The 21,889-nt window shown below is 71.6% G+C and carries 17 protein-coding genes; 7 read left to right on the forward strand and 10 right to left on the reverse strand.

Annotated elements, in window-relative coordinates; translation table 11 throughout:
• Positions 1–6: 6 nt before the first annotated feature.
• Both Ate02nite_RS23650 and Ate02nite_RS23655 read left to right on the forward strand, forming a co-directional pair.
• Positions 7–2,067 carry a glycoside hydrolase family 3 protein gene (locus Ate02nite_RS23650; protein WP_203809660.1) on the forward strand — a complete coding sequence of 687 codons (2,061 nt, stop codon included), beginning with the start codon at positions 7–9 and terminating at the stop codon, positions 2,065–2,067.
• 248 nt (positions 2,068–2,315) lie between these two features.
• Complete coding sequence (locus Ate02nite_RS23655; protein WP_203809126.1) at positions 2,316–2,519, forward strand: cold-shock protein; 204 nt, start codon at positions 2,316–2,318, stop codon at positions 2,517–2,519.
• A 134-nt stretch (positions 2,520–2,653) separates the two neighbouring features.
• Here the strand turns inward: Ate02nite_RS23655 and Ate02nite_RS23660 are convergent, their stop codons facing one another.
• The 6 genes from Ate02nite_RS23660 to Ate02nite_RS23690 all read right to left on the reverse strand — a co-directional run bounded on the left by Ate02nite_RS23660 (position 2,654) and on the right by Ate02nite_RS23690 (position 8,190).
• On the reverse strand, positions 2,654–3,217 hold the full coding sequence (locus tag Ate02nite_RS23660; RefSeq protein ID WP_203809128.1) for a hypothetical protein: 564 nt from the start codon (positions 3,215–3,217) through the stop codon (positions 2,654–2,656).
• Between the two features lie 336 nt (positions 3,218–3,553).
• Positions 3,554–4,405, reverse strand: coding sequence for an alpha/beta fold hydrolase (locus Ate02nite_RS23665; RefSeq protein WP_203809130.1), 852 nt, complete (start codon positions 4,403–4,405; stop codon positions 3,554–3,556).
• A gap of 54 nt (positions 4,406–4,459) precedes the next feature.
• Positions 4,460–5,920 (reverse strand): tRNA ligase subunit PheS family protein, encoded by a 1,461-nt coding sequence (locus Ate02nite_RS49500; protein WP_275422957.1) that lies wholly within the window; start codon positions 5,918–5,920, stop codon positions 4,460–4,462.
• A 173-nt stretch (positions 5,921–6,093) separates the two neighbouring features.
• The gene (locus tag Ate02nite_RS23680; protein ID WP_203809132.1) at positions 6,094–6,444 is read right to left on the reverse strand and encodes an SAM-dependent methyltransferase; all 351 of its coding nucleotides are present in this window, start codon (positions 6,442–6,444) and stop codon (positions 6,094–6,096) included.
• Positions 6,445–6,463: 19 nt separating this feature from the next.
• Complete coding sequence (locus tag Ate02nite_RS23685; RefSeq protein ID WP_203809134.1) at positions 6,464–7,735, reverse strand: NAD(P)/FAD-dependent oxidoreductase; 1,272 nt, start codon at positions 7,733–7,735, stop codon at positions 6,464–6,466.
• A complete protein-coding gene (locus Ate02nite_RS23690; RefSeq protein WP_203809136.1) occupies positions 7,732–8,190 on the reverse strand; it encodes an Lrp/AsnC family transcriptional regulator in 459 nt (152 codons plus the stop codon). The genes Ate02nite_RS23685 and Ate02nite_RS23690 overlap by 4 nt, the downstream gene beginning before the upstream one ends.
• A gap of 231 nt (positions 8,191–8,421) precedes the next feature.
• Here Ate02nite_RS23690 and Ate02nite_RS23695 point away from each other — a divergent pair, with 231 nt between their 5' ends.
• Positions 8,422–9,627, forward strand: coding sequence for a saccharopine dehydrogenase family protein (locus Ate02nite_RS23695; protein WP_203809138.1), 1,206 nt, complete (start codon positions 8,422–8,424; stop codon positions 9,625–9,627).
• Between the two features lie 3 nt (positions 9,628–9,630).
• On the opposite strand, the gene Ate02nite_RS23700 is transcribed toward Ate02nite_RS23695, so the two are convergent.
• Positions 9,631–10,044, reverse strand: a complete 414-nt coding sequence (locus Ate02nite_RS23700) for an SRPBCC family protein (RefSeq protein ID WP_203809140.1) — start codon at positions 10,042–10,044, stop codon at positions 9,631–9,633.
• Between the two features lie 23 nt (positions 10,045–10,067).
• Here Ate02nite_RS23700 and Ate02nite_RS23705 point away from each other — a divergent pair, with 23 nt between their 5' ends.
• Complete coding sequence (locus tag Ate02nite_RS23705) at positions 10,068–10,610, forward strand: TetR family transcriptional regulator (RefSeq protein ID WP_203809142.1); 543 nt, start codon at positions 10,068–10,070, stop codon at positions 10,608–10,610.
• On the opposite strand, the gene Ate02nite_RS23710 is transcribed toward Ate02nite_RS23705, so the two are convergent.
• The gene (locus tag Ate02nite_RS23710) at positions 10,595–11,428 is read right to left on the reverse strand and encodes a GNAT family N-acetyltransferase (protein WP_203809144.1); all 834 of its coding nucleotides are present in this window, start codon (positions 11,426–11,428) and stop codon (positions 10,595–10,597) included. The genes Ate02nite_RS23705 and Ate02nite_RS23710 overlap by 16 nt on opposite strands.
• A gap of 67 nt (positions 11,429–11,495) precedes the next feature.
• Here Ate02nite_RS23710 and Ate02nite_RS23715 point away from each other — a divergent pair, with 67 nt between their 5' ends.
• Positions 11,496–11,924 carry an effector-associated constant component EACC1 gene (locus Ate02nite_RS23715; protein ID WP_203809146.1) on the forward strand — a complete coding sequence of 143 codons (429 nt, stop codon included), beginning with the start codon at positions 11,496–11,498 and terminating at the stop codon, positions 11,922–11,924.
• A gap of 40 nt (positions 11,925–11,964) precedes the next feature.
• Positions 11,965–16,422 carry a WD40 repeat domain-containing protein gene (locus tag Ate02nite_RS23720; RefSeq protein ID WP_203809148.1) on the forward strand — a complete coding sequence of 1,486 codons (4,458 nt, stop codon included), beginning with the start codon at positions 11,965–11,967 and terminating at the stop codon, positions 16,420–16,422.
• Positions 16,423–16,474: 52 nt separating this feature from the next.
• Here the strand turns inward: Ate02nite_RS23720 and Ate02nite_RS23725 are convergent, their stop codons facing one another.
• On the reverse strand, positions 16,475–17,947 hold the full coding sequence (locus tag Ate02nite_RS23725; protein WP_438871244.1) for a gamma-aminobutyraldehyde dehydrogenase: 1,473 nt from the start codon (positions 17,945–17,947) through the stop codon (positions 16,475–16,477).
• Positions 17,948–18,026: 79 nt separating this feature from the next.
• On the opposite strand from Ate02nite_RS23725, the gene Ate02nite_RS23730 reads away from it, so the two are divergent.
• A complete protein-coding gene (locus Ate02nite_RS23730; RefSeq protein WP_203809152.1) occupies positions 18,027–20,948 on the forward strand; it encodes an ATP-binding protein in 2,922 nt (973 codons plus the stop codon).
• Here the strand turns inward: Ate02nite_RS23730 and Ate02nite_RS23735 are convergent.
• A complete protein-coding gene (locus Ate02nite_RS23735) occupies positions 20,923–21,810 on the reverse strand; it encodes a TIGR03560 family F420-dependent LLM class oxidoreductase (RefSeq protein WP_203809154.1) in 888 nt (295 codons plus the stop codon). The two genes, Ate02nite_RS23730 and Ate02nite_RS23735, sit on opposite strands and share 26 nt — an antisense overlap.
• Between the last annotated feature and the right edge of the window lie 79 nt (positions 21,811–21,889).

Genomic DNA, 21,889 nt, shown 5'->3' on the forward strand with positions numbered 1-21,889 from the left:
GCCGCGATGCTGCTGCCACTCCCTGCGGCACTCGACACCCAGACCACCTTGGTCCCGACCGGTGCGGTCACCACCGCGCCGTACCTCGACCAGCGACAGCCGATCGGCAAGCGGGTCGAGGACCTGCTGCGGCGCATGACGCTCGACGACAAGATCGGCCAGATGACCCAGGCCGAGCGGGGCGCCATGGCGCCCGACCCATCGCAGGTCGCCTCGCTTCGCCTCGGCTCGGTCCTCTCCGGCGGCGGGTCGGTGCCCACCCCCAACACCCCGGCCGCCTGGGTGGCGATGGTCAATCAATTCCAGGCGTACGCCCTCAGCACGCCCCTGAAGATTCCGATGATCTACGGGATCGATGCCGTGCACGGTCACGGCAACGTGTACGGCGCGACCGTCTTCCCGCACAACGTCGGGCTCGGTGCCAGCCGCGACCCCGACCTGGTGGAACGGGTCTACCGGGCCACCGCGGCCGAGGTGCGGGCCACCGGCATCCCGTGGGACTTCGCGCCGTGCGTGTGCGTGTCCCGCGACGAACGCTGGGGCCGCGCCTACGAGAGCTTCGCCGAGGACCCGTCGCTGGTGATCCGGCTCGAGACGGCGATCGACGGGCTGCAGGACGGCGGGGTGCTGGCCACCGTCAAGCATTACGCGGGGGACGGCGACACCGAGTACGGCTCGGCCGCCGGCGATTACACCATCGACCAGGGCATCACGGTGACCAGCCGGGCCGATTTCGCCCGGATCGACCTGGCTCCGTACTCCGCCGCGATCCGCAAGCACGATGCCGGCAGCGTGATGCCGTCGTTCTCCAGTGTGGACTGGACCGAGGACGGCGTCGGCAACCCCACCAAGATGCACGCCTCGCGGGAGTTGATCGCCGGCACCCTCAAGCGTGACCTCGGCTTCGACGGCCTGGTGATCAGCGACTGGGAGGGGATCCACCAGATCCCCGACCCGTCCGCGCCGCCCGGAACGCCGCTGCCGACCGCCACTCAGGTGCGGGTGGGGGTGAACGCCGGCATCGACATGTTCATGGAACCCAATACCGCGGCCCGGTTCGAGGAGGTGCTGCGCGGTGAGGTGGCGTCCGGTGGCGTGCCGCTGTCCCGGATCGACGACGCGGTCCGGCGGATCCTGCGCACCAAGTTCGAGCTCGGCCTGTTCGAGCACCCGTACGCGTCGGCCGCGAACGCCGGGCAGGTCGGCAGCGCCGCGCACCGGGCGGTGGCCCGCGAAGCGGTGGCCGAGTCGCAGGTGCTGCTGAAGAACGCCGGCCGGGCGCTGCCGCTGCGGAAGTCCGCGAAGATCTACGTGGCCGGCCGCAACGCCGACGACATCGGCAACCAGGCCGGCGGCTGGACCATCGACTGGCAGGGCCGGTCCGGCGCGGCCATTCCCGGCACCACCATCCTGCAGGCTATCCGCCAGGTCGCTCCGCAGGCCACCTTCAGCGTGGACGGCACCGCGCCGACCGGCGGCGCCGACGTCGGGGTGGTCGTGGTGGGCGAGACGCCGTACGCCGAAGGCTTCGGTGACGTCGGCGGTCCGAGCTGCGGCTGGTGCACCCCGCCGCAGGCCGAACCGAAGTCGCTGACCCTGCAACCGGGCGACCGGGCGGTCGTCGACCGGGTCTGCGCGGCCGTGCCGACCTGCGTGGTGCTGCTGGTCTCCGGCCGACCCCAGGTGATCACCGATCAGCTCGGCGAGATCGACGCGCTGGTCGCTTCCTGGTTGCCCGGCAGCGAGGGCAGCGGCGTCGCCGACGTGCTGTTCGGCAAGCGCCCGTTCACCGGCCGCCTGCCGGTGTCCTGGCCGGCCACTGTGGACCAGGTTCCGATTAACGTCGGAGACCCCAACTACCAACCCCTTTTCCCGTACGGGTGGGGACTGCGCACCGGTGGCCGGGGCAGCGGGCTGGACGGTCTGCGGGACGCCGCCCAGGCCCGGGTGATCTCCGGTCACGGCGGCCTGACCTGGCGATCCGACCTCGCCGAGGCCGACCGTGCCCAGACGTCGGGCGACAACCTCCGGGCGTACCGCCTGCTGCGAAAAGTGATCGCCGGCTGAATCGATGAGCCGCCGCGGTGCCGACCGGCACCGCGGCGGTTTCCGGCCTGTGGTGTGGCACACCGATGGAGTGCTTTCTGTGCTAGCTTGGCCGCGTTGCAGATTTGATTTCCTAAGACGTTCTGAACGCCTGATGGGCAACTCGGCCCGCCGGGCGTTTTGTGTTTCGTCGATACAGCGGGTCATCAACACTGCGGCGCGAGAGGTCCCGCACGGTGCGGTTCCTCACGGTCAACAAGGAGTAGAGAATGGCCACCGGAACCGTCAAGTGGTTCAACGCGGACAAAGGCTTCGGCTTCATCACCCAGGACAGCGGCGACGGTGACGTCTTCGCGCACTTCTCGGCCATCGCGACCTCGGGCTTCCGCACCCTCGAGGAAAACCAGCGGGTCGAGTTCGATGTTGCCCAGGGTGCCAAGGGCCTGCAGGCGGAGAACATCCGCCCGCTCTGACAAAACTGCCCGGTGACCCCGATTCGGGGCCGCCGGGTGTGGTGACGGCCGGTCACCCATGGTCGAGATCCGCCACATCCGCGTGATCTCCCGGGGAGACCGGCCGTCTCCGTCTTCAGCCGTCGCTGCCTGTCTCAGCGATAGGCCGGCTGTGGCGTGGCCGGGTCAGCCGCCACGACGTCGAGGTCCGGGTCGGCGGTCAGGTAACCGATAAGCGAGGCTGGGCCGGCGATGCCGGCCCAGTGCGGGTCGACGTCGCGGGTGACGCACCAGGCCCGGTCGGCCGGCCAGGCGAAGGCCGGCTCGGCGTCGTGCAGCCGGTAGGACGCCGGCCACTGTCCCGCGTCGGTCAGCGGCCCACGGAACAGCCAGTAGCGCCGGTTCGGCACGATCACCTGCGGGGCCGGGGCCGGCGGGTTGCCCTGGGCGAGCCCTTCCCAGGCACAGAAGTAGCAGTCGTCCGGGGTGGCGGTGTGCGCGGCGAGCAGCCCGAACAGACGCGACAGCTGATCGTCGCGCCAGTCCTCGTCCGGCGCGTCGTTCTCGCTCTGTCCGGGATGCGCCGGATCGGCCAGCAACCGCAACCGCGCGTAGCTCTCGTAGCCGGCCGGCCCGAACGTCACGAGCTGTTGCCACGGAAGCTCGCTGAGGCTGATCCAGTCGGCCGCCGCCGAATCGTCGGAGAGCGTGAGCGTCATGGCCCCCTTTCTACCGCCGCACACCCTGGCTTCGCCGCCGCTTCGCATTAGCCGCCGGTCCGGCGACAGCCCGGCCGGTCTCCTGGCGGCCGCCGGCCAGGCCGTTCCCGATGCGGTCGCGCAGTTGCCGGCCCGGGCAGCGGCCCGCACGGGGCGCGCAGTTCGTTGGCCCGGGTTACGCCCCGTGCGGGTCGCGCAGGATGACCCGGAGCAGCACAGCACGTGCACCTCGTCGTCGCGGATGGCCAGCCGCGCGCGGGACGCGGCCGGAAGCCCCGCGGCGGGCTTCATCGTCCTTCCGGGCGTTGCTGCCGCTCGGGCTTGGCGCCTCTCGGGTCACAGCCGGATCAGGTCGGCGAGCTCCTCCGGGAGGCCGAGCGAGGTCATGGCGTGACCCATGTCCGGCACGACGTGCAGGACCGCGCCCGGGATCGCGGCCGCGAGTGCCTCGCCGTGCGCGAGCGGGAAGACCGGGTCCCGGTCACCGTGCACGATCGAGGTCGGCGCGGTGATCGACGACAGCGGGACGTGCAGGCCGGGGATGTCGGTCCAGGCGGCCCGGTCATGGTTGGCCGCGGCGGCCGGGTCGGTGGCCCGCGACCGCGCCAGCTCGAGAGTCGCCCGGGCGGCAGGCTCGTCGAACGTCCGGACCGTCCCGTTGTAGAACCGGAACAGGGCCAGGTCGGACTTCGGTGACGCGAAGAATTCCGGCGCCGGCGGTGGCAGATCATCCGGGTCGGCCGGCTCTCCGGCCTGCGCCCGGGCCCACGCCGGTCTCGCGTCATGACCCATCGGCGAGCTGGACATCACCGTCAACGACCGCACCCGGTCCGGCGAGTGCACCGCCAGCCACTGGGCGATCATGCCGCCCAGCGAGGCCCCGGCCACGTGCGCGGAATCCAGGCCATAGCCGTCCAGCACGGCCAGGCAGTCGCCGGCCATGTCCGCGAGCGTGTACGGCTCCGCGTCGAAGTCGACGACGCTGGACCGCCCGGTGTCCCGATGATCGAACCGGATCACCTGCACCCCGCGCTCGAGCAGCCGGCCGACCAGCGCGTCCGGACAGAAGACGCCCTGCGCGCCGGACCCCATGATCATCAGAACCGCGGGAAGCCGGGGATCGCCGAGCCGCTCTGTCCAGATCCGCAGCTTCCCGGCGACCACCCATCGTTCGTCCGCATCCACCATGGAGGCACGGTAACGACCACCTACGATCTCGCGCCGACATTTACCGACCGACCGCTAACCTCCGGCGGCGATCGGTGGGCGGGTGGTGAGCCCTTGCCAGATGCGGTCGCGCAGTTCGTTGGCCCGGGCGCCGGGAAGCGTCCCGTGCGGGTCGCGGAGGATGACCCGGAGCAGCACGTTCACCTCGTCGTCGCGGATGGCCAGCCGCGCTCGGGACGCCGCCGGAAGGTCGGCGGCGGAGGTCACCGAACGGATCGCGACCTCCTCGACCAGCCCGGCGTCGGGGCCGAGCAGGTCGCGCACGCGGTCGCCCAGCTCCTCGGCGGTGATTCCGGCGGGCATCGCGACCGAGAGGTCGCGGCGGGCGGCAGGCCCCGACGGCACCGGCCGGTAGGGCGCGAGCGACGTCATCTGCCCGGCCACCCGCGGATCAGCCGACCGCAGCAGCCGGATGTCGGCGATTCCCTTACGCAGCATCAAAATCCGGTCGAGCCCGAGCCCCAACGCCAGCCCGCGCAGACAGGGCGGCCGCAGTCCCGGCCCCGGCGGCGGTCCGCCGAGGCCGACCCGCCGTTGCTCTGGCGCAGTTCCGTTGGTGGCGGGCGGCTGTTGCTTTGGCACAGGCCCGCTCATGGCGGGCCGCTGTAGCTCCGGCGCTGGCCCACTCGGGTCGGGTTGCTGCAGCACGTGCGCGGCGGCAACGCCGCATTCGCCGATCTCCACCCAGTCGTGCCCGGACCAGGCCTGAATCTCCCGGCCGCCGGTGGTGTAGGGATGGGTGGCCGGGCGGGTCCGCCATGGCGTGCCGGGCAGCGCCGCGCTCACCACGACGGCCACCAGCTCGATCAGCTCGTCCGCGGCCGAGCATCGGTGCCCGATGTCCTCCCCGCGAACCTCGGCCGGAGGGTGGACGCCGGTCGCGCCGGCCACGCCAGCAGCGCCAGGGGCGCCAGCAGCGCCGGTCGCGCCAGGGGCGTCAGCAGCGCCGGCCGCGCCGGCCGCGCCGGCCGCGCATTGGGCGCCGGCTGGGCCTGGGGCGGTGGCCGAGCCGGGAGCGCCGGCTGGGTCTGGGGTGGCAGGTGCTGGGGGATCGGTGGTGATTCGCCAGAGGTCCAGCTGGTGTGGGGTGCCGGTGTGCAGGCGGTCTATCGCGTCGCGGCGATAGACGATGCCGGGGCATGCGATCAGCGATTTCGAGGAGGTCAGCGCGCGCAGCGCGCCGGGAATCAGGGCGGAGGTCTGCGAGCGCAGCATCCGGTCATGGGAGACATAGCGGGTGTAGCGCGCATCTCGGGCGGCGGCGTCGGGGGAGTAGCCGAGCCGGTCGTAGTTGTCGGCCACGTCGACGATCCGCGATCCGCGATGGATGGTCAGCGGGATTGACGGCCAGCGGGCGGTTGCCGCGTTCAGCACGGCGTCCAGGATCAGCTGGATGGCGTGCGGGCCGGCGGCCGGGTCGGTCAGGTCGCGGACGGCCAGGTCGGCGGCGAGAGCGGCGTCGGTCAGGTAGGGCATGGGGAACCTCCGGGCAGTGGGAGAGAGAGGGACCCACGCGGGCAGCCGGAGACGAAAAAGGCCGCCCGGTGGGCGGCCAAAAAGACAGACGCGAACGTCAGGGGGCCACCGTCGGGGGCCGCACGAACTCTCGGGTCGTCATGGCACCAGCATGCGCCGGCCGGAGCCGGCCGTCATCCGATTTTCTGGGCGACCGCGGCCCAGTCGCTTACCTCGCGGGACAGGTCGGCGTCGGGGGCCGGCTTCCAGCGGTGGCACTGCACCACGCCCGGCGGCACCAGCTCCAGGCCGTCGAAGAATTGGGCGGTCTGCTCACGCGTACGCCTGGTCTGCTTGGTATTGACCTGGCTGTTGTATTTCTGCTGCCCGGCTGCCGCCTGGGCGGCGTTGACGTCGCTGGCCGGCTGGGTGATCGCCAGGAAGCTGCCGGGCGGGACGAAGTTGTCCTTGCCGCCGAGCCAGTAGTCGTACACCCGGGCGGGGTGGGCCACGCTCGTGTCGAAGTCGTACTCCCGGTCACCCATGCGGGCGACCGTAGTCCATTCAGGACGCTCGCGGGCGCTCCAGCACGTCGCGCAGGCTGGTCGCGTGCAGGGCGGCGTTGATGCCGACCCAGCGGATCGGTTCCGGCTCCCAGCGCCGGGAACGGTGGCCGACCCAGGGCAGGGTGGTCCGGTCGCTCTCCTGGCCGGCGATCAGGTCGGCGAGCGTACGCCCGGCGAGGTTGGCGGCCGCGACGCCGTCGCCGACGTAGCCGCCGGCCCAGCCGAAGCCGTCGGCGAGGCCGACCGACGGCATCCAGTCGCGGGGGATGCCGAGCGGACCGCCCCAGCGGTAGGCGATCTCCGGTTTGATGCCGAACATCTCGGTGAGGGTGTCGCGGAGGCTGTCGAAGACGGCCGGCACCCGGTCGTACGACGCTTCGATGCGCGACCCGAAGTGGTAGGGCGCGCCCCGCCCGCCGAACGCGAGCCGGTCGTCGGCGGTCCGCTGGCCGTAGATGACCATGTGGCGCTCGTCGGCGAACGTCTCGCGCCGGCCCAGCCCGATCCGCTCCCAGTCCGACTCGGGCAACGGCTCGGTGGCGATCATCAGCGAGTAGACCGGCGCGAGCGCACGACGGTGCCCGGCGAGCCGGGCGGTGTAACCCTCGAGCGCCCGCACCACCGTGCCGGCCCGCAGCGTGCCGTGGTCGGTGACGATCTGCCCGCGGGTGATCCGCTGGACCCGGGTGCCCTCGTAGATCGTGACGCCGCGCGCTTCCACCACCGAGGCCAGGCCGCGGACCAGCTTGGCCGGGTGCAGCGCCGCGCAGTCGGGACTGTAGACGCCGCCGAGCACGCCGGTCGCGCCGCACATGGCGGCCGCCTCGGCGGCGTCCACGAAACCGGCCGAACCCTGCTGCCGGCGCAGCTGGGCGGGGGTGCGGGCCAGCGTGATGGTGCCGCCCTTGGCGTAGTCGCAGTCGATGCCCTCGGCCGCGGCGGCCCGCCCGACCTCGTCGACCGCGCCGGCCAATGCCGCATGCATCGCGGCCGCGCGCGAAGCGCCGTAGCGGCGCGCCAGCTTGGCCTCCGGCACCGGGAACAGCCCGGACGCCCAGCCGCCGTTGCGCCCGGACGCCCCGAAACCGCAGTACTCCGCCTCGACGATGGCGATCGACAGGTGCGGGGCGAGCTGCGAAAGGTAGTACGCCGTCCACAATCCGGTGTAGCCACCCCCGGCGATGGCCACGTCCACGTCGCGGTCGCCGTCGAGCGGCGAGCGCGGGGTGACCGGGCCGAGGGAGTGCAGCCAGAAGGACGGAGCGGTCATCGCGTACCCCATGCGTAGGTTTGTTTGGCCAGCTTCAAATACATGAACGTCTCGCACGAGGTGACGCCCTTGATCGGGCGGACCTTCTCGTTGAGCAGGTCGAGCAGGTGCTCGTCGTCGGTGCAGACCAGCTCGACGAGCAGGTCGAAGCCGCCCGCGCAGATCACCACGTAGTCGACCTCGGGGATGTCGGCGATCTCGTCGGCGATGGCGCGCAGGTCGCCGTTCACCTTGAGGCCGACCATCGCCTGCCGGGCGAAGCCGAGGGTGAGCGGGTCGGTCACCGCCACGATCTGCATGAGCCCGCCGTCGAGCAGCCGTTGCACCCGCTGGCGCACGGCGGCCTCGGAGAGGCCGATCTCCTTGGCCAGCGTCGCGTACGACATGCGGCCGTCGCGCTGCAGGTGCTCGATGATCTGCTTGTTGATCTGATCCAAAGCCAGGTCCGCCGTCACGCCGCGATTCTTCCCCGGGTGCGGGTGTACGGCAATGGAATCGCTCGTCCGGTTTGCGGTGATCAATGGAATCCGTACCGAACGATCACGGGTCATTCCTTCCGAGCGGCAGTGGCATCTGCGTTTATCGCAGAGTTGATCGCTCTTGACAAGGGTTTCAGTGGTGTAGAGGCTCTTGGGACACGGTTTCAGTGATCAGAAGACCGTTATAACACGAAAGGTGTGTTTCCCATGCGCGTCCTGGTTGTCGGTGCGGGCGGTGTCGGATCCGCTGCAGCCGGCATAGCCTGCCGCCGCGATTTCTTCACCCGCCTCGTGGTCGCCGACTTCGACCTCTCCCGGGCCACCCGCGTCGTCGACACCGTCGGCGACGACCGGTTCGTGGCCGCCCGGATCGACGCTTCCGACGCCGAGGCGGTGGCCGCGCTCTGCCGCGCCCACGACATCACCCACGTGCTCAACGCCGTGGACCCGCGCTTCGTCATGCCGGTCTTCGAAGGTGCCCGCGCCGCCGGCGCCGATTACCTCGACATGGCCATGTCGCTGTCGCACCCGCACCCCGACGACCCGTTCCATCAGACCGGGGTGAAGCTGGGCGACGAGCAGTTCGCGGCCGCGCCGGCCTGGGCGGCCGCCGGTCGCCTGGCCCTGGTGGGCATCGGCGTCGAGCCCGGCCTGTCCGACATCTTCGCGCGGTACGCCGCGGACCACCTGTTCAGCCGGATCGACGAGGTGGGCATCCGGGACGGCGGCAACCTCGAGGTGGCCGGCTACGAGTTCGCCCCCTCGTTCTCGGTCTGGACGACGATCGAGGAGTGCCTGAACCCGCCGGTCATCTACGAGAAGGGCCGCGGCTGGTTCACCACCGAGCCGCTGAGCGAGCCGGAGGTCTTCGACTTCCCCGGTGGGATCGGCCCGGTCGAGTGCGTCCACGTGGAGCACGAGGAGGTGCTGCTGATCCCGCGCTGGGTGGACGCCGGCCGGGTCACCTTCAAGTACGGCCTGGGCAAGGAGTTCATCGACGTCCTGCGCACCCTGCACAAGCTGGGCCTGGACCGCACCGAGCCGGTCCAGGTCGGCACCGCCCGGGTGTCCCCGCGCGACGTGGTGGCCGCGGTGCTGCCCGACCCGGCCACCCTGGGCGACAAGATGACCGGCAAGACCTGCGCCGGCACCGTGGTGCGGGGCCTGGGCAAGGACTTCAAGCCGCGCGAGGTCTACCTCTACCACCTGGTCGACAACGAGTGGTCGATGCGTGAGTACGGCGCCCAGGCGGTCGTCTGGCAGACCGCGGTGAACCCGGTCATCGCCCTGGAGTTGCTGGCCTCCGGCAAGTGGCACGGCACCGGCGTGCTCGGCCCCGAAGCCTTCGACCCCCAGCCGTTCCTCGACAAACTCGTCGAATACGGCTCCCCCTGGGAGATGCGCGAGCAGTAACGACTAGCGGATGGCGGCGGCGAAGCCCTCGCTCTCCCGGCGGAGCGACGACTGCATCGGGCCGCCGAGCAGCGCCGAGAGCACGCCGGCCAGGCGGCCGGTGACGTCCAGCGCCAGGGTCATCCGGGTGCCGGTGCCGGTCGTCTCCAGCAGGTGGCGGCCGGTCAGGCGCAGGCCCGGGCGGCTGGTCTCCCAGGTGAACTCGCGCATCGGGTCCAGGTGCGTCACGGTCCAGATCGCGCTCGCCTGGGCGGGCTGTTTCAGCCGGGCCGTGCTGCCTACCCGCAGCTCGCCCGGGTCGAGGCGGTCCACTCGCTGCACGGTCGGCAGGAAGGCCGGCCACTTGTCGATCTCGGTGGTCAGGCGCCAGAGCAGGTCGACCGGCGCGTCGATGTCCGTCGTCACCTCGTATCGCATGCGGTCACTGTACCATCTGGTACATGTCTGAATCCCGCGATGAGCTGCTCGGCCGGATCCTGGACTTCGCGACCCGCGACGGGCTGGCCGACCGCAGCCTGCGGGAGATCGCGGCCGGGGTCGGCACCAGCCACCGGATGCTGCTCTACCACTTCGGGTCCCGGGAAGGCCTGCTCGCGGCCGTGGTCGGGGCGATGGAGGCGCGGCAGCGAGCCACCATGACCGCGCTGGCCGAGACCGCGACCACCCCGGGCGAGCTGATGGAGGGTGTCTGGCGGGCGGTGTCCAGCCCGGAAGTGCGGCCGTTCGTTCGGCTGTTCTTCGAGGTGTTCGCGCTGGCCGCGCGTGGCGGGACACCGGGGCCGGCCGGGCTCACCGCGAGTTGGCTGGACGACGCCGAGCGGGCCGGGGAGCGGCTCGGCGTCGAGACCGACCGGGCGGCGCTGCGGCTCGGCGTCGCGGTCAGCCGGGGCCTGCTGATGGACCTGCTGGCCGGCGAGGACCCGGCCGAGGTGGACGCGGCGCACGCCCTGTTCGTCCGGCTGGCCGGTTACCCGAAGTCGTAACCGGCCCAGTCGGCGATCGGGACGTAGCCGAGTCGTTCGTAGAGGGCGTTGCTGGTGGGGTTGGCGGCGTTGGTGAACAGGACGACGTCGGTCGCGCCGGCGGCCAGCGCGGCCCGGCTCACCGCGACGGTGACGGCGCCCGCGTAGCCACGGCCGCGCAGGTGGGCCGGGGTGTAGACCGGATCCACACGGACCTGGCCGCCGACCAGCGGGTTCACCCCCGCCATGGCGACCGACGTGCCGTCCGGAATGGTCCAGAACGTGTAGCGCTTCTCGGCGAAGCGGGTGCCGGCCCAGGAGTCCGCGACGGCCTCGCCGACGTCTGCGGCGAACTCGCGGCACCAGCTCATGACCTGCTCGTGCTCCGGCTCGCCGGCGAGCTGGGCCTGACCGGCCGGGGGCGGTGAAGGTGGGGTGAGGGTGCCGAGGCGGAGCAGCCGGAGCCGGACCCGCAGCGCCGGGGTCGCGCCGGTGTGCCGATGCCAGGCCTCGGCGAACGCGGTGGCGGTGGCGTGGTCGGCGCTGACCGAGGGAAGCGAGTGCCCGAGGGAGCTCAGGTAGGCGGCGAGAGCGTCGGCCTGCGACGGGGTGAGGGCGGTGACGCTCAGGCCGCGGGACGGGAAGCGGTAGAAGGTGGCCCGCACCGTACCCGCCTGCTCCAGCCGGCCGAGGACGGCGCCGGAGGGGTCGCGGGTGCGCAGTTTCTCGGTCACGGTCAGCGGCATGGTGTGCAGGGCCGGCCGGGAGCGCAGGAAGTCGCCGGCCCGGGCCAGGAAGTGATCGACGTCGTCGGTGAGGTGCCAGCGGTCCGGGTGCATTGTCCGATACTGGCACGGTCGAGAATGGACGGTAGCCGGTAAAATCCGGGGCCACGGGAGGAGATCAGTGGACGTTCAGATCGTTCTGGCGGGGGCGGCCGATCCTGACGAATTGGTGGAGCTCAACGACTGGCTGGCCGGTGATCCGGAGCTGCGCGGCCGGGTGACGCCGCGGCATGCGCCGCCGCGGCCGGGCACGCTCGGGCCGCTGATCGAGTTGCTGCTTGTCGCGATCGGGCCCGGCAGCACCGCGGCGGCGCTCGGCGCGTCCCTCGTGACCTGGATCCGCGGGCGCCGCGGGCAGGTGTCGGTGATCGTGACGCGGCCCGACGGCACGACGATCACGCTGGATGCCAAGCGCGTGCGAGACCTGGACACCGCCGCGTTGTCGGCCGAGTTGAACCGGATCGTGACGCTGCTCGCCGAGGCGGAGCGCCGGGCCGGCACCGAGGAAGAACCGCCGCCGGACGATCCGGAGCCGCCGGCCCATGACTGACGTGGCCGCGAGTCCCAGGACGGGGCTGTCGGGTTCGGGCGTGCGGATCCTGGTGATCGGCACGGCCAGCCACCAGGGACCCACCCTCACCTCCGTGCCGGCGGCCGGACGCAGCGCCGAGGCGGTCGGTGCCGCCCTGATCGCAGTCGGCGGGGCCGCCCCGGAGAACGTGCGGGTGGTCGTCGACCCGCCGGACGTGGACGCGATGTCCGCGCTGGTGGCGGAGGCCGAGGAAGCGGCCGAGTCGGTGCTGCTGATCTACTACGTGGGTCACGGGCTGATCGGGCCGCGCAATCAGCTGTACCTTGCGGCGTGCGCCACGGACGTGGTGACCGGGCCGCGACCGCACCGCCAGGCGCTGCCGTTCCGGGAGATCGCCGACACGCTGTCCGGCAGCCAGGTGAAGACCCGCATCGTGATCCTCGACTGCTGCTTCTCGGGCCGGGCGGAACTCCCCGATGCGGCCCTGCCGACGATGCCGGGGTTCAGCCCGGCGGCGGCGTCCGGCACCTACCTGCTGGCCTCCGCGGAACGGCTGGCCGAGGCGCCGCCGGGGGAGGAACTGACCACGTTCAGCGGGCGGTTCGTGCGGCTGCTCGAGAAGGGCGACGCCCGGGCCGGGTCGGTGCTCACGCTCGATGCGATCTACGAGCGTCTCGCCACGGCGGCCGGCGAGGGTCAGGCCAGGCCAACGAGCCGGTCCGGGGACGGGTCCGGGACGTTCCCGCTGGCGGTCAACCGTGCTCACCCGGTGGCCGGGCCGCACCAGCTGGTTGCGCCGGCCGACGGGCAGTGTCCCTACCTCGGCCTGGACGCGTTCGGGCTGAAGGACGCCAAACGCTACTTCGGTCGCGACGAAACGATCGCCGGCCTCGTCGCCGTGGTAGCGGGCGCGGCCGAGGCAAGCTTGCCGTCGATGCTCGTGGCGGCGTCCGGCGCGGGAAAGACGTCGCTGCTCAACGCGGGTCTGCGGCCGGCCCTGGCAGCGGGAGCACCCGGGCTGCCCGGCTCGTCGGGCTGGCCGGTGCTGCTGATGATCCCGGACGAGCATCCGGTGGACCAGCTCGTCCACCGGCTCTCGAAAGAGGCCGGATGGCCACCCGAACTGAGCATGACGACCGGCGAGGGGGCGACTCCGGCGGAGCCGGCGTTGGTCGTACGCCTGGCTGAGGCTGCCTGCAAGAAACAGAGCGTGAGCCGGCTGGTTTTCATCGTCGACCAGTTGGAGCAGGTCTTCACGCTCTGCGAGTCGCCGGCCGAACGCGCGTCCTTCCTCGGCGCGGTCCGGGCGCTGGCCGAGCGGCACGTGGTGGTGCTCGCGCTGCGCGCCGACTTCTACGGCGTGGCGGCCGAGCGGCCCGAGCTCACCGACGCGCTGCGCCACCACCAGACGTTGATCACCGCGATGACCCCGGCCGAGATGCGGGCGGCCATCGTGGAGCCGGCCGTGGCGTCCGGGTGGCACGTCGACGACGGGCTGGCCGCCCTGATCCTCCGCGACCTCGGGGAACAGGACCGGCTCCCGCTGCTGTCGCACGCGCTGCTGGCCACCTGGGGTCAGCGCGAGGGAAACCGGATCACGCTGGGCGGATACGGCCGGGCCGGCGGGATGGCGGCGATCGGCACCAGTGCCGAGGCCGCGTGGGCGAGTATCGCCAAGGACGAGGCCGAGGCGGCCGCGCTGCGCCGGATGCTGCCGCGGCTGGTACGGGTCGGCGGCGAGGGACCCGAGACGATCCGGCCGGTGCCCATCGACGACCTGCTGCGCGGCCTCGACGATCCGGCGGCGGGCGAACGCGCGCTCGAACGATTCACCGGCGACCGCCTGATCACCCGGGACAGCACGTCGGTGCGGCTCAGCCACGAGGCGCTTCTGCGCTCGTGGCCGCGGCTACGCGACTGGATCGACGAGGACCACGACCGGCTGCGAACCGCCCAGCGCCTCACCGCGGACGCGCAGATCTGGGCGGAAGCGGGCCGCGACCCGGCCCTTCTCTACCGTGGCGCGCGGCTCGGGGTGGCCGCCGAGGCAGCGGCCGAACTCGGACCCGAGGCGACCACGTTCCTCGCCTCCTCCCGGTCGGCGCAGCGCCGTTCCGAGCGGATCCGCCGGTCGGTGATCTCGGTGCTGGCGGCGCTGCTGGTGGTGGCGCTGGGTGCGGCGATCACCGCGGTCGTCTTCCAGGGCCAGGCGGCCGATCAGCGGGACCTCGCGATCGCCGGCCTGCTGGCCGCCGAGGCCGGCCAGCTACGTGATCGCCAACCCAACCTGGCCAAGCAGCTGAGCGTGCTCTCCTACCGGCTCGACCCGGCCACCGGTACCGGCCCGGTGCTGGCCAGCCTGGCCAGCACCGGCACGCTCAACGCGGGGCGGGTCGCCTACGACCTGGCGCAGTCCGGCGACGGCGCGTTCGTGGCCGTCTCGACCGGCGACACGCTCGTGTTGCGCGACCCACGGTCGGTCACCGTGGTCAGCGAGTTCGGCGCCGGCGAGCTGAACGGACCGGTCGCGCTCAGCACCGACGGGCGGTTGCTGGCGGTCGGGGTCGGACCCGACTCGCCCGACTCCAACACCGAGGACATGCGCGATCTGCCCCGGCCGCAGGTCCGGCTCTACAACCTGACCGACCCGGCGCACCCGGTGTCCCTCGCCGTGCTGGAGACCGGTGACACCAGCATCACCGCCGTGGCGCTCACCGCCGACGGCAAGACCCTGGCGGCGGCCGGGCACAACGGCGACATCCGGCTCTGGGACGTGACTCAACCCGCTCAGCCGCGCGAGACCGGGACCATCGACGCGCACCAGGGCATGGTCGACTCGCTGGCCTTCGCCCCGTCCGGGCTGCTGCTGGCCAGCGCGGGCCTGGACAAGAAGTCCCGGCTGTGGGCCGTGCCGGAGCGAGCGAAGCGGGCCGAGTGGACGTCGCCGGCCGACTGGATCCTGAAGCCCCGCGTCTTCATGCACCGCGTGGCGTTCGACAGGACGGGCCGATACCTGGTGACGGTGGCCGGCACGAGCGGCCACGAATATCCGCGTATCTGGGACATCGGCAACCCCCGGAAGGTCTCGGCGGTCACCGACGACAAGAACTGGGACAGTCCCTACGGCAACACCTGCTCGTACGTCAGCTCGCTGGTCTACAGCCGGGACCGGGAGGATGACCGGTTCGGCTACGTCGTCGGCGGCGGAGACGGTGTCCTCTGTGTCTGGCGGAAGCTCTCCGACGGGCTGTGGTTCGCCAGCAATACATCGGCCGGCACCGCCCACAGCCTCGGTGCGGCGGTGATCCTCAAGTCGGCGCCGCCGGAGTACCCGCTGGTGGCGACACCGACGGACTCGGGTGTGCTGCTCTGGGACGTCGCCGACGCGTTCCGGCCGGGCGCGACCGGATCGATGCCGCTCCTGAAGGCCAGCCTGCTCAACGGGGTGACCTTCAACCCGCAGGGCCCGAAGCTGGTGGCCGACACCAGCTCCAACATCGGCACCCGGGTCTGGGACATCACCGACCCCCGCAGCCCGGTGCCGGTGCGGGACTTCCCCTCGCACGGCACCAACATGTTCGTCGAGGCCGGCGAGGGCATCGACCAGTCGACCGCGTTCAGCCCGGACGGCACCCTGTTCGCGGTCCCGCGGACCGACGGCAACCAGGCCCTCGTCGACATCGTCGCCACCGGCGAGATGACCGCGGCCACCTACGTCAAGCCCGGCAAGCCGCTGGCGACGCTGTCCGACTTCACGTCCGGCGCGATGGGCCTCACGTTCGGCGGCGGCAACGGACGGATGCTCGCGGTGGCCGACGTCGCGCACCGCGACGACGGGCGCCCGTCGTCGATGCGCCTGTTCGACCTCAGCGACCCGGCCGCGCCGAAGCTGCTGGTCAACCTGCCGACGGTGGCCTACGAGTTCGCGTTCTCCACCAGAGGCCCGTTCCTCTACAGCTTCAGCGACAACGAGATCCTGGCCTGGGACATCGGTGACCCGGCCAACCCCCGGCCGCTCGGATCGCGTCCGGCCACCGCCGACAGCCTCCTTGTCGACGGCCAGCTGACCAGCGACGGCCGTTACCTGGTGGCCGGCGACAACAGCCGGTACGTCCGTATCTTCCCGGTCGGCGACGACGGGCGGCTCGGCGAGCCGATGCTCCTCGGCGGACGCCGGAGCTTCGTGAACACCGACCTCGCGCTCAGCCCGGACGGCAAACTGCTCGCGCTGCCGGGCGGCGAGGCCAGCAGCGACGGATTGGTCGATCTCTTCGACATCAGCGATCCCCGGACCGCCCGGCTGAACGCGACCATGGCGGTGAACAACACCCTGAACGGGCTGGCGTTCAGCCCGGACGGCAAGCTGCTCGCGGTGCGCGGACGGGACGGCGTCGACTTCTGGTCGACCGACCCGGAGGAGGTCATCCCCCGGGTTTGCGCGTCGGCCGGTGACCCGATCTCCCGACGGGAGTGGGAGACGTACGTTCCGGGGTTGCCCTACAAACCGCCCTGCTGAAACGAAAGCCCGGACCCCCCTCGGGTCCGGGCTTCCGCATCCAACGGTGAGATCAGCCGAGCGAGTGCATGACGTGCTTGATGCGGGTGTAGTCCTCCAGGCCGTACACCGAAAGGTCTTTGCCGTGGCCGGAGTGCTTGAATCCGCCGTGCGGCATCTCCGCGACCAGCGGGATGTGGCAGTTGACCCAGACGCAGCCGAAGTCGAGGCGCTGCGTCATCCGCATGGCCCGGCCGTGGTCCTTGGTCCAGACGCTGGAGGCCAGACCGTATTCGACGCCGTTGGCCCAGCGGACCGCCTCGTCCTCGTCGGTGAACTGCTGGACCGTGATGATCGGGCCGAAGATCTCGTCCTGGACGACCTCGTCGGTCTGCCGCAGGCCGGAGATGACGGTGGGGGAGTAGAAGTAGCCGCGGTCGCCGACCCGGGCGCCACCGGCGTCCAGCTGCGCGTGGTCGGGCAGCCGGTCGACGAAGCCGCGCACCCGGTCGAACTGGCGGGCGTTGTTGAGCGGGCCGAACAGCACGTCCTCGTCGTCGGCCGCGCCGGTCTTGGTCCCCTTGGCCTGCTCGGTGAGGGCGGCCACGAAGTCGGAGTAGGCGCCCGGGGAGACCAGCACCCGGGTGGCGGCGGTGCAGTCCTGGCCGGCGTTGAAGTAGCCGCCGATCGCGATGGCCTCGGCCGCCGCGGCGATGTCGGCGTCGTCGAAGACCACGACCGGCGCTTTGCCGCCCAGCTCGAGGTGGGTGCGCTTGAGGTCGGCGGAGGCGGCCTGGGCGACCTCCATGCCGGCCCGGACACTGCCGGTGATCGACACCATCTGCGGGATCGGGTGGCTGACGAGCTGACGGCCGGTGTCCCGGTCGCCGACCACCACGTTGAGCACGCCCGGCGGCAGGAACTCGGCGGCGATCTCGGCCAGCAGCACGGTGGTGACCGGGGTGGTGTCGGACGGCTTGAGCACGACGGTGTTGCCGGCCGCGATCGCCGGGGCCAGCTTCCAGACGGCCATCATCAGCGGGTAGTTCCACGGCGTGACCTGGGCACACACGCCGACCGGCTCGCGTCGCACGTACGATTCGAAGCCGTTCATGTACTGGCCCGCGGAGCGGCCCTCGAGCAGCCGGGCGGCGCCGGCGAAGAACCGCAGCTGGTCGATCGCGGGCGGCAGTTCCTCGCTCTTGGTCAGGCCGAGCGGCTTGCCGGTGTTGCGCGACTCGGCCTCGACCAGCTCGTCGGTGCGGGCCTCGATGGCGTCGGCGAACTTCAGCAGCGCCTGCTGCCGCTCGCTCGGGGTGGTGTTGCGCCACTTCTCGAACGCGTCCGCCGCGGCGTGCATGGCCCGGTCGACGTCGGGCTTGCCGGAGACGGGGGCGGACGCGAAGACCTCGCCCGTGGCCGGATCGATGAGGTCCTCGTAGCGGCCCTCGGCGGGCGCGGCCGGGGCGCCACCGATGAAGTTGTGCAGCACGGTCTTCGCGGTCACGAGATCTCCAGAAGCAGGATCGGACACTTTCCGGCCCATCTTTCCACTGATTCCGTAGCTGACAAGAGGTTGAAGCAACGGGCTCAGTGTTCGGCGCGACCGGCCGAACTTGGAGGGAGTGGGGTCTACCGCGGGCACGACAGGCGCCGACGGCCGGCTGAGCGATGTGGCGCGGTTGCGCCGCATGCGCGACAGCGGGCTGCTCGACGGTGCGCCCAGCACGTCGCTGGACCGGCTCGCCCGGGCCGCCGCCCATCAGCTGCGGACCACCCGCGCCCAGGTGTCGCTGGTCACCCCCGACCGGCGGGTGGTGGTCGGTTCGGCCGGGTCGCAGGCCACTCACACGTTCTGCCGGATCGTTGTCGACACCGACGCCCCGCTGCTGGTCACCGACGCTCGCACCGACGACCGGGTGGCCGGGCACCCGGCGATCGAGGACGGCGTGATCGCGTACGCCGGGTTCCCGATGCGCAGTCTCGACGGCCATCCGCTCGGCTCGTTCTGCGTGCTGCACGACGAGCCGCGCGACTGGGAACCGCGCGACCTGCTGCTGGTTGAGGACCTCGCGGCCGCCGCCGAGGCGGAGATCGCCATCCGCACCGAGGCCCGGGTGCACGCCGCGTCCGCCGGGCGGCTGCAGAGTGTCCTGGACGCCTGCCAGGACGCGTACGTGTCGGTCGACGCCGCCGGCAACGTGCTGGCCTGGAACGCCGCCGCCGAGCAGCTGTTCGGCTATCCGGCCGCGGAGGCGCTCGGCACCCCGATCGCCAACCTGATCATCCCGGCCCGGTTCCGGGCCGCGCACACGGCCGGGCTGGCCCGGCTGCACGCCGGTGGCAAGTCCCGGCTGGCCGGGCACCGCATCGAGCTGTCCGCTCGCAACCGGGCCGGCAGCGAGTTCCCGATCGAGATGACCCTGCAGGTCGAGGCGCACGCCTACCACGCGTTCCTGCACGACATCAGCGGCCGGGTCGCCGACCGCCGCCAGCTGGAACACGAGCGCACCTTCCTGCAGGCGCTGCTGGACAGCCTGGACGTGGGGGTCGGCGCCTGCGACTCGGACGGCCGGCTGACCCTGTTCAACCATGCGATGCGGGAGATCCACGGCGCCGATGCCCGGCCGGTGCCGTCCGGCGACTGGCCCGAGGAGTACGACCTGTTCGGGCCGGACGAGATCACCCCGCTGGCCGCCGAGGAGTTGCCGCTGATCCGCGCGTTCAACGGGGAGACCGTCGACCGGCAGCACATCGTGGTTGCCCCGCGCGGCGGGGTGCCGCACCACTTCCACGCGAACGCCCGCACCATCGAGACCACCGAGGGCCGCCGGCTCGGCGCGGTGGTCGCCATGCACGACATCACCGACCAGCGGATCGCCGAGCGGTCCCGGGACGTCCGGTACGCGGTGGCCCGGGCGCTGGCCGACGCCACCAGCGCCGAGGAGGCGGCCGACCACACGGTCGCCGCGGTGACCCGGGCGCTGGGCTGGGTGTACGGCGAGTTCTGGCTGGCCGACGACGACGCCGGGGTGATCAACCGGGTGGGCCAGTGGACCGATCCGGCGTACGACCTGAGTGCGATCACCGACGGCCGGCCGTTCAGTGTCGGGCGGGGCATCGGCCTGGCCGGGCACATCTGGGAAGACGCGGCCGAGCTGTTCTCGGCCGAGGTCGCCGACGACCCGCGGCTGATGAGCCGGGCCGAGCAGATCCGGGAGGCCGGCCTGCACAGCGCGCTCGGCGTGCCGGTCCGCTCCGGCGACCGGGTGCTCGGCGTGCTGCTGCTGTTCAGCGCGGCGGTCGAGGAGTACGACGCCGACATCACGGACCTGCTCGAGTTGATCGGCGCCCAGCTCGGCCGTTACCTGGAACGCCGTGGCTCGGAGGACCTGGCGCTCGCGCTGGCCGCCGCCCGGCGCGACTTCGACCGGGTGATCGAGCAGGTCAACGACTACGTCTGGACGGTCGAGGTGCGGCCGGACCGGACCATCGGCTCGGTCTACGCGAGCCCGGACGGCAGCGGCGTGTTCGGCGAGCGGCTGGCCATCCAGTGGGACATGGCGGTGGCCATGGAGGGCCGGATCCATCCCGACGACGAGGCGGTCTACGAGAGGTTCGTCGGGAAGGTGCGCGACGGCCGGCCGGCCGAGAACGAGGTGCGGATGCTCGGCGCGGACGGGGTGACCCGGTGGGTCTGGACCCGGTCGATGCCGCGGCGCGAGAACGGCCGGCTGCTCATCGACGGGATCAGCACCAACGTCACCGACCGGCACGTGCTGGCCGAGCAGCGCGAGCAGTTGCTGACCGACCAGCGGTCGCAGAACGAGAAGCTGCGCCGGGTCGACCGGCTCAAGGATGAACTGGTCGCGCTGGTCAGCCACGAGCTGCGCAACCCGCTCGGGGCGATCCGCAGCTACACCGAGGCGCTGCTGGACGACCCGGCGCTGAACGACGACCAGCGGCACCTGACCGAGGTGATCGACCGGCGCAGCGCCCACATGCAGGCCCTGGTCGACGACCTGCTCGACATGGCCCGGCTCGAGGCCGGTCAGCTGCACCTGGAACCGAAACCGCTGTCGGCCACCCGGCTGATCCGTGACGTGGTGCAGACCCTGCAACCCGCGGCCGAGGCGAAGGGCCTGACCATCGCCATGGCGGCGCCGCGCGAGCTGCTGGTGCAGGCCGACCCGATGCGGCTGCGGCAGGTGCTCGACAACCTGGTCTCGAACGCGGTCAAGTACACCCCGGCCGGTGGCCGGGTGACCGTGACGGCCCGGCACCAGCCGCCGGAGCGGGCCGGCACCGGGGACGGCGACGTGGTGATGGAGGTGACCGACACCGGCATCGGCATCCCGGCCGACCAGTACCCGCACCTGTTCGACCGGTTCTTCCGGGCCAGCAACGCGGTGCAGCAGGGCATCAAGGGCACCGGCCTGGGCCTGGCCATCACCAAGGCCATCGTGGACGCCCACGGCGGCGTCCTGACCGGTCAGCCCGCCACCGGGACGGGCTGCACGTTCACGGTGTCGCTGCCGGCGTTGTGAACCGGGGCACGACCTCCTCGGCGAAGCGCTGCAACGGCTCGTGGTCGTAGGCCACCCGCGGAATATAGAAGATCACGTAGTCGGCGCCGGCCTCCAGGACCTGCTCGACCTTCTCGACGGCCTGCTGGGTCGACCAGGACAGGTCCACCTCGACCGTGGTCGACTTGGCGATCGCGTCGTAGGACCGGCCCAGGCGGTCGCAGTGCTCCCGCAGCACGCCCAGCTTCTGCCGGATGATCTCCGGGTTTCCGTTGCCGACGTTGGAGCCGTCGGCGTACTGCGCGACAAGCTTCAGCGTCACCTTCTCGCCGCCACCGCCCAGCCAGAGCTGCGGGCGGCGCATCGGCTGATTGATCGGGCCGTCGATGCGGTAGTGCTTACCGGTGAAGACCGGACGCTCCTCGGTCCACATCTTGTGCACGATCTCGACCGCCTCCCGGAACGCGGCCATCCGCTGCGGCACGTCGGCCCACTCGTAGCCGTACGCCTTCCACTCGTGCTCGTACCAGCCGGCGCCGAGCCCGGCGTAGAGCCGCCCGTGACTGGCCACGTCCACGGTCGAGGCGATCTTGGCGTACAGGGACGGCTGCCGGTAACCGTTGCAGCCGACCATCTGCCCGATATTGACCCGCGAGGTGTCCCGGGCCAGGGTCGCGGTCGCCGTCCAGACCTCGAAGACCGCGTTGAGGGTCGGCTCGGGAATGGTGTGGAAATGGTCGTACAGCCAGATCGAATCCCACGGCCCGGCATCGGCGGCCTTGGCCACCGCCGTCATCGCCTCGTACTGTTCGACCGGGTCGGCGATCTCAACCAGGTCCATCTTCCAGCCCTGCGGCACGAATACCCCGAAGCGCACACTCATACCGGCGAACATAATCCAGCCGAACGAAGATCAAGGCCTTTTACGGTACGGGCGACGCCGTCCACAACCGCACCACCAC

This window comes from Paractinoplanes tereljensis (assembly GCF_016862435.1).
GTDB lineage: Bacteria > Actinomycetota > Actinomycetes > Mycobacteriales > Micromonosporaceae > Actinoplanes > Actinoplanes tereljensis.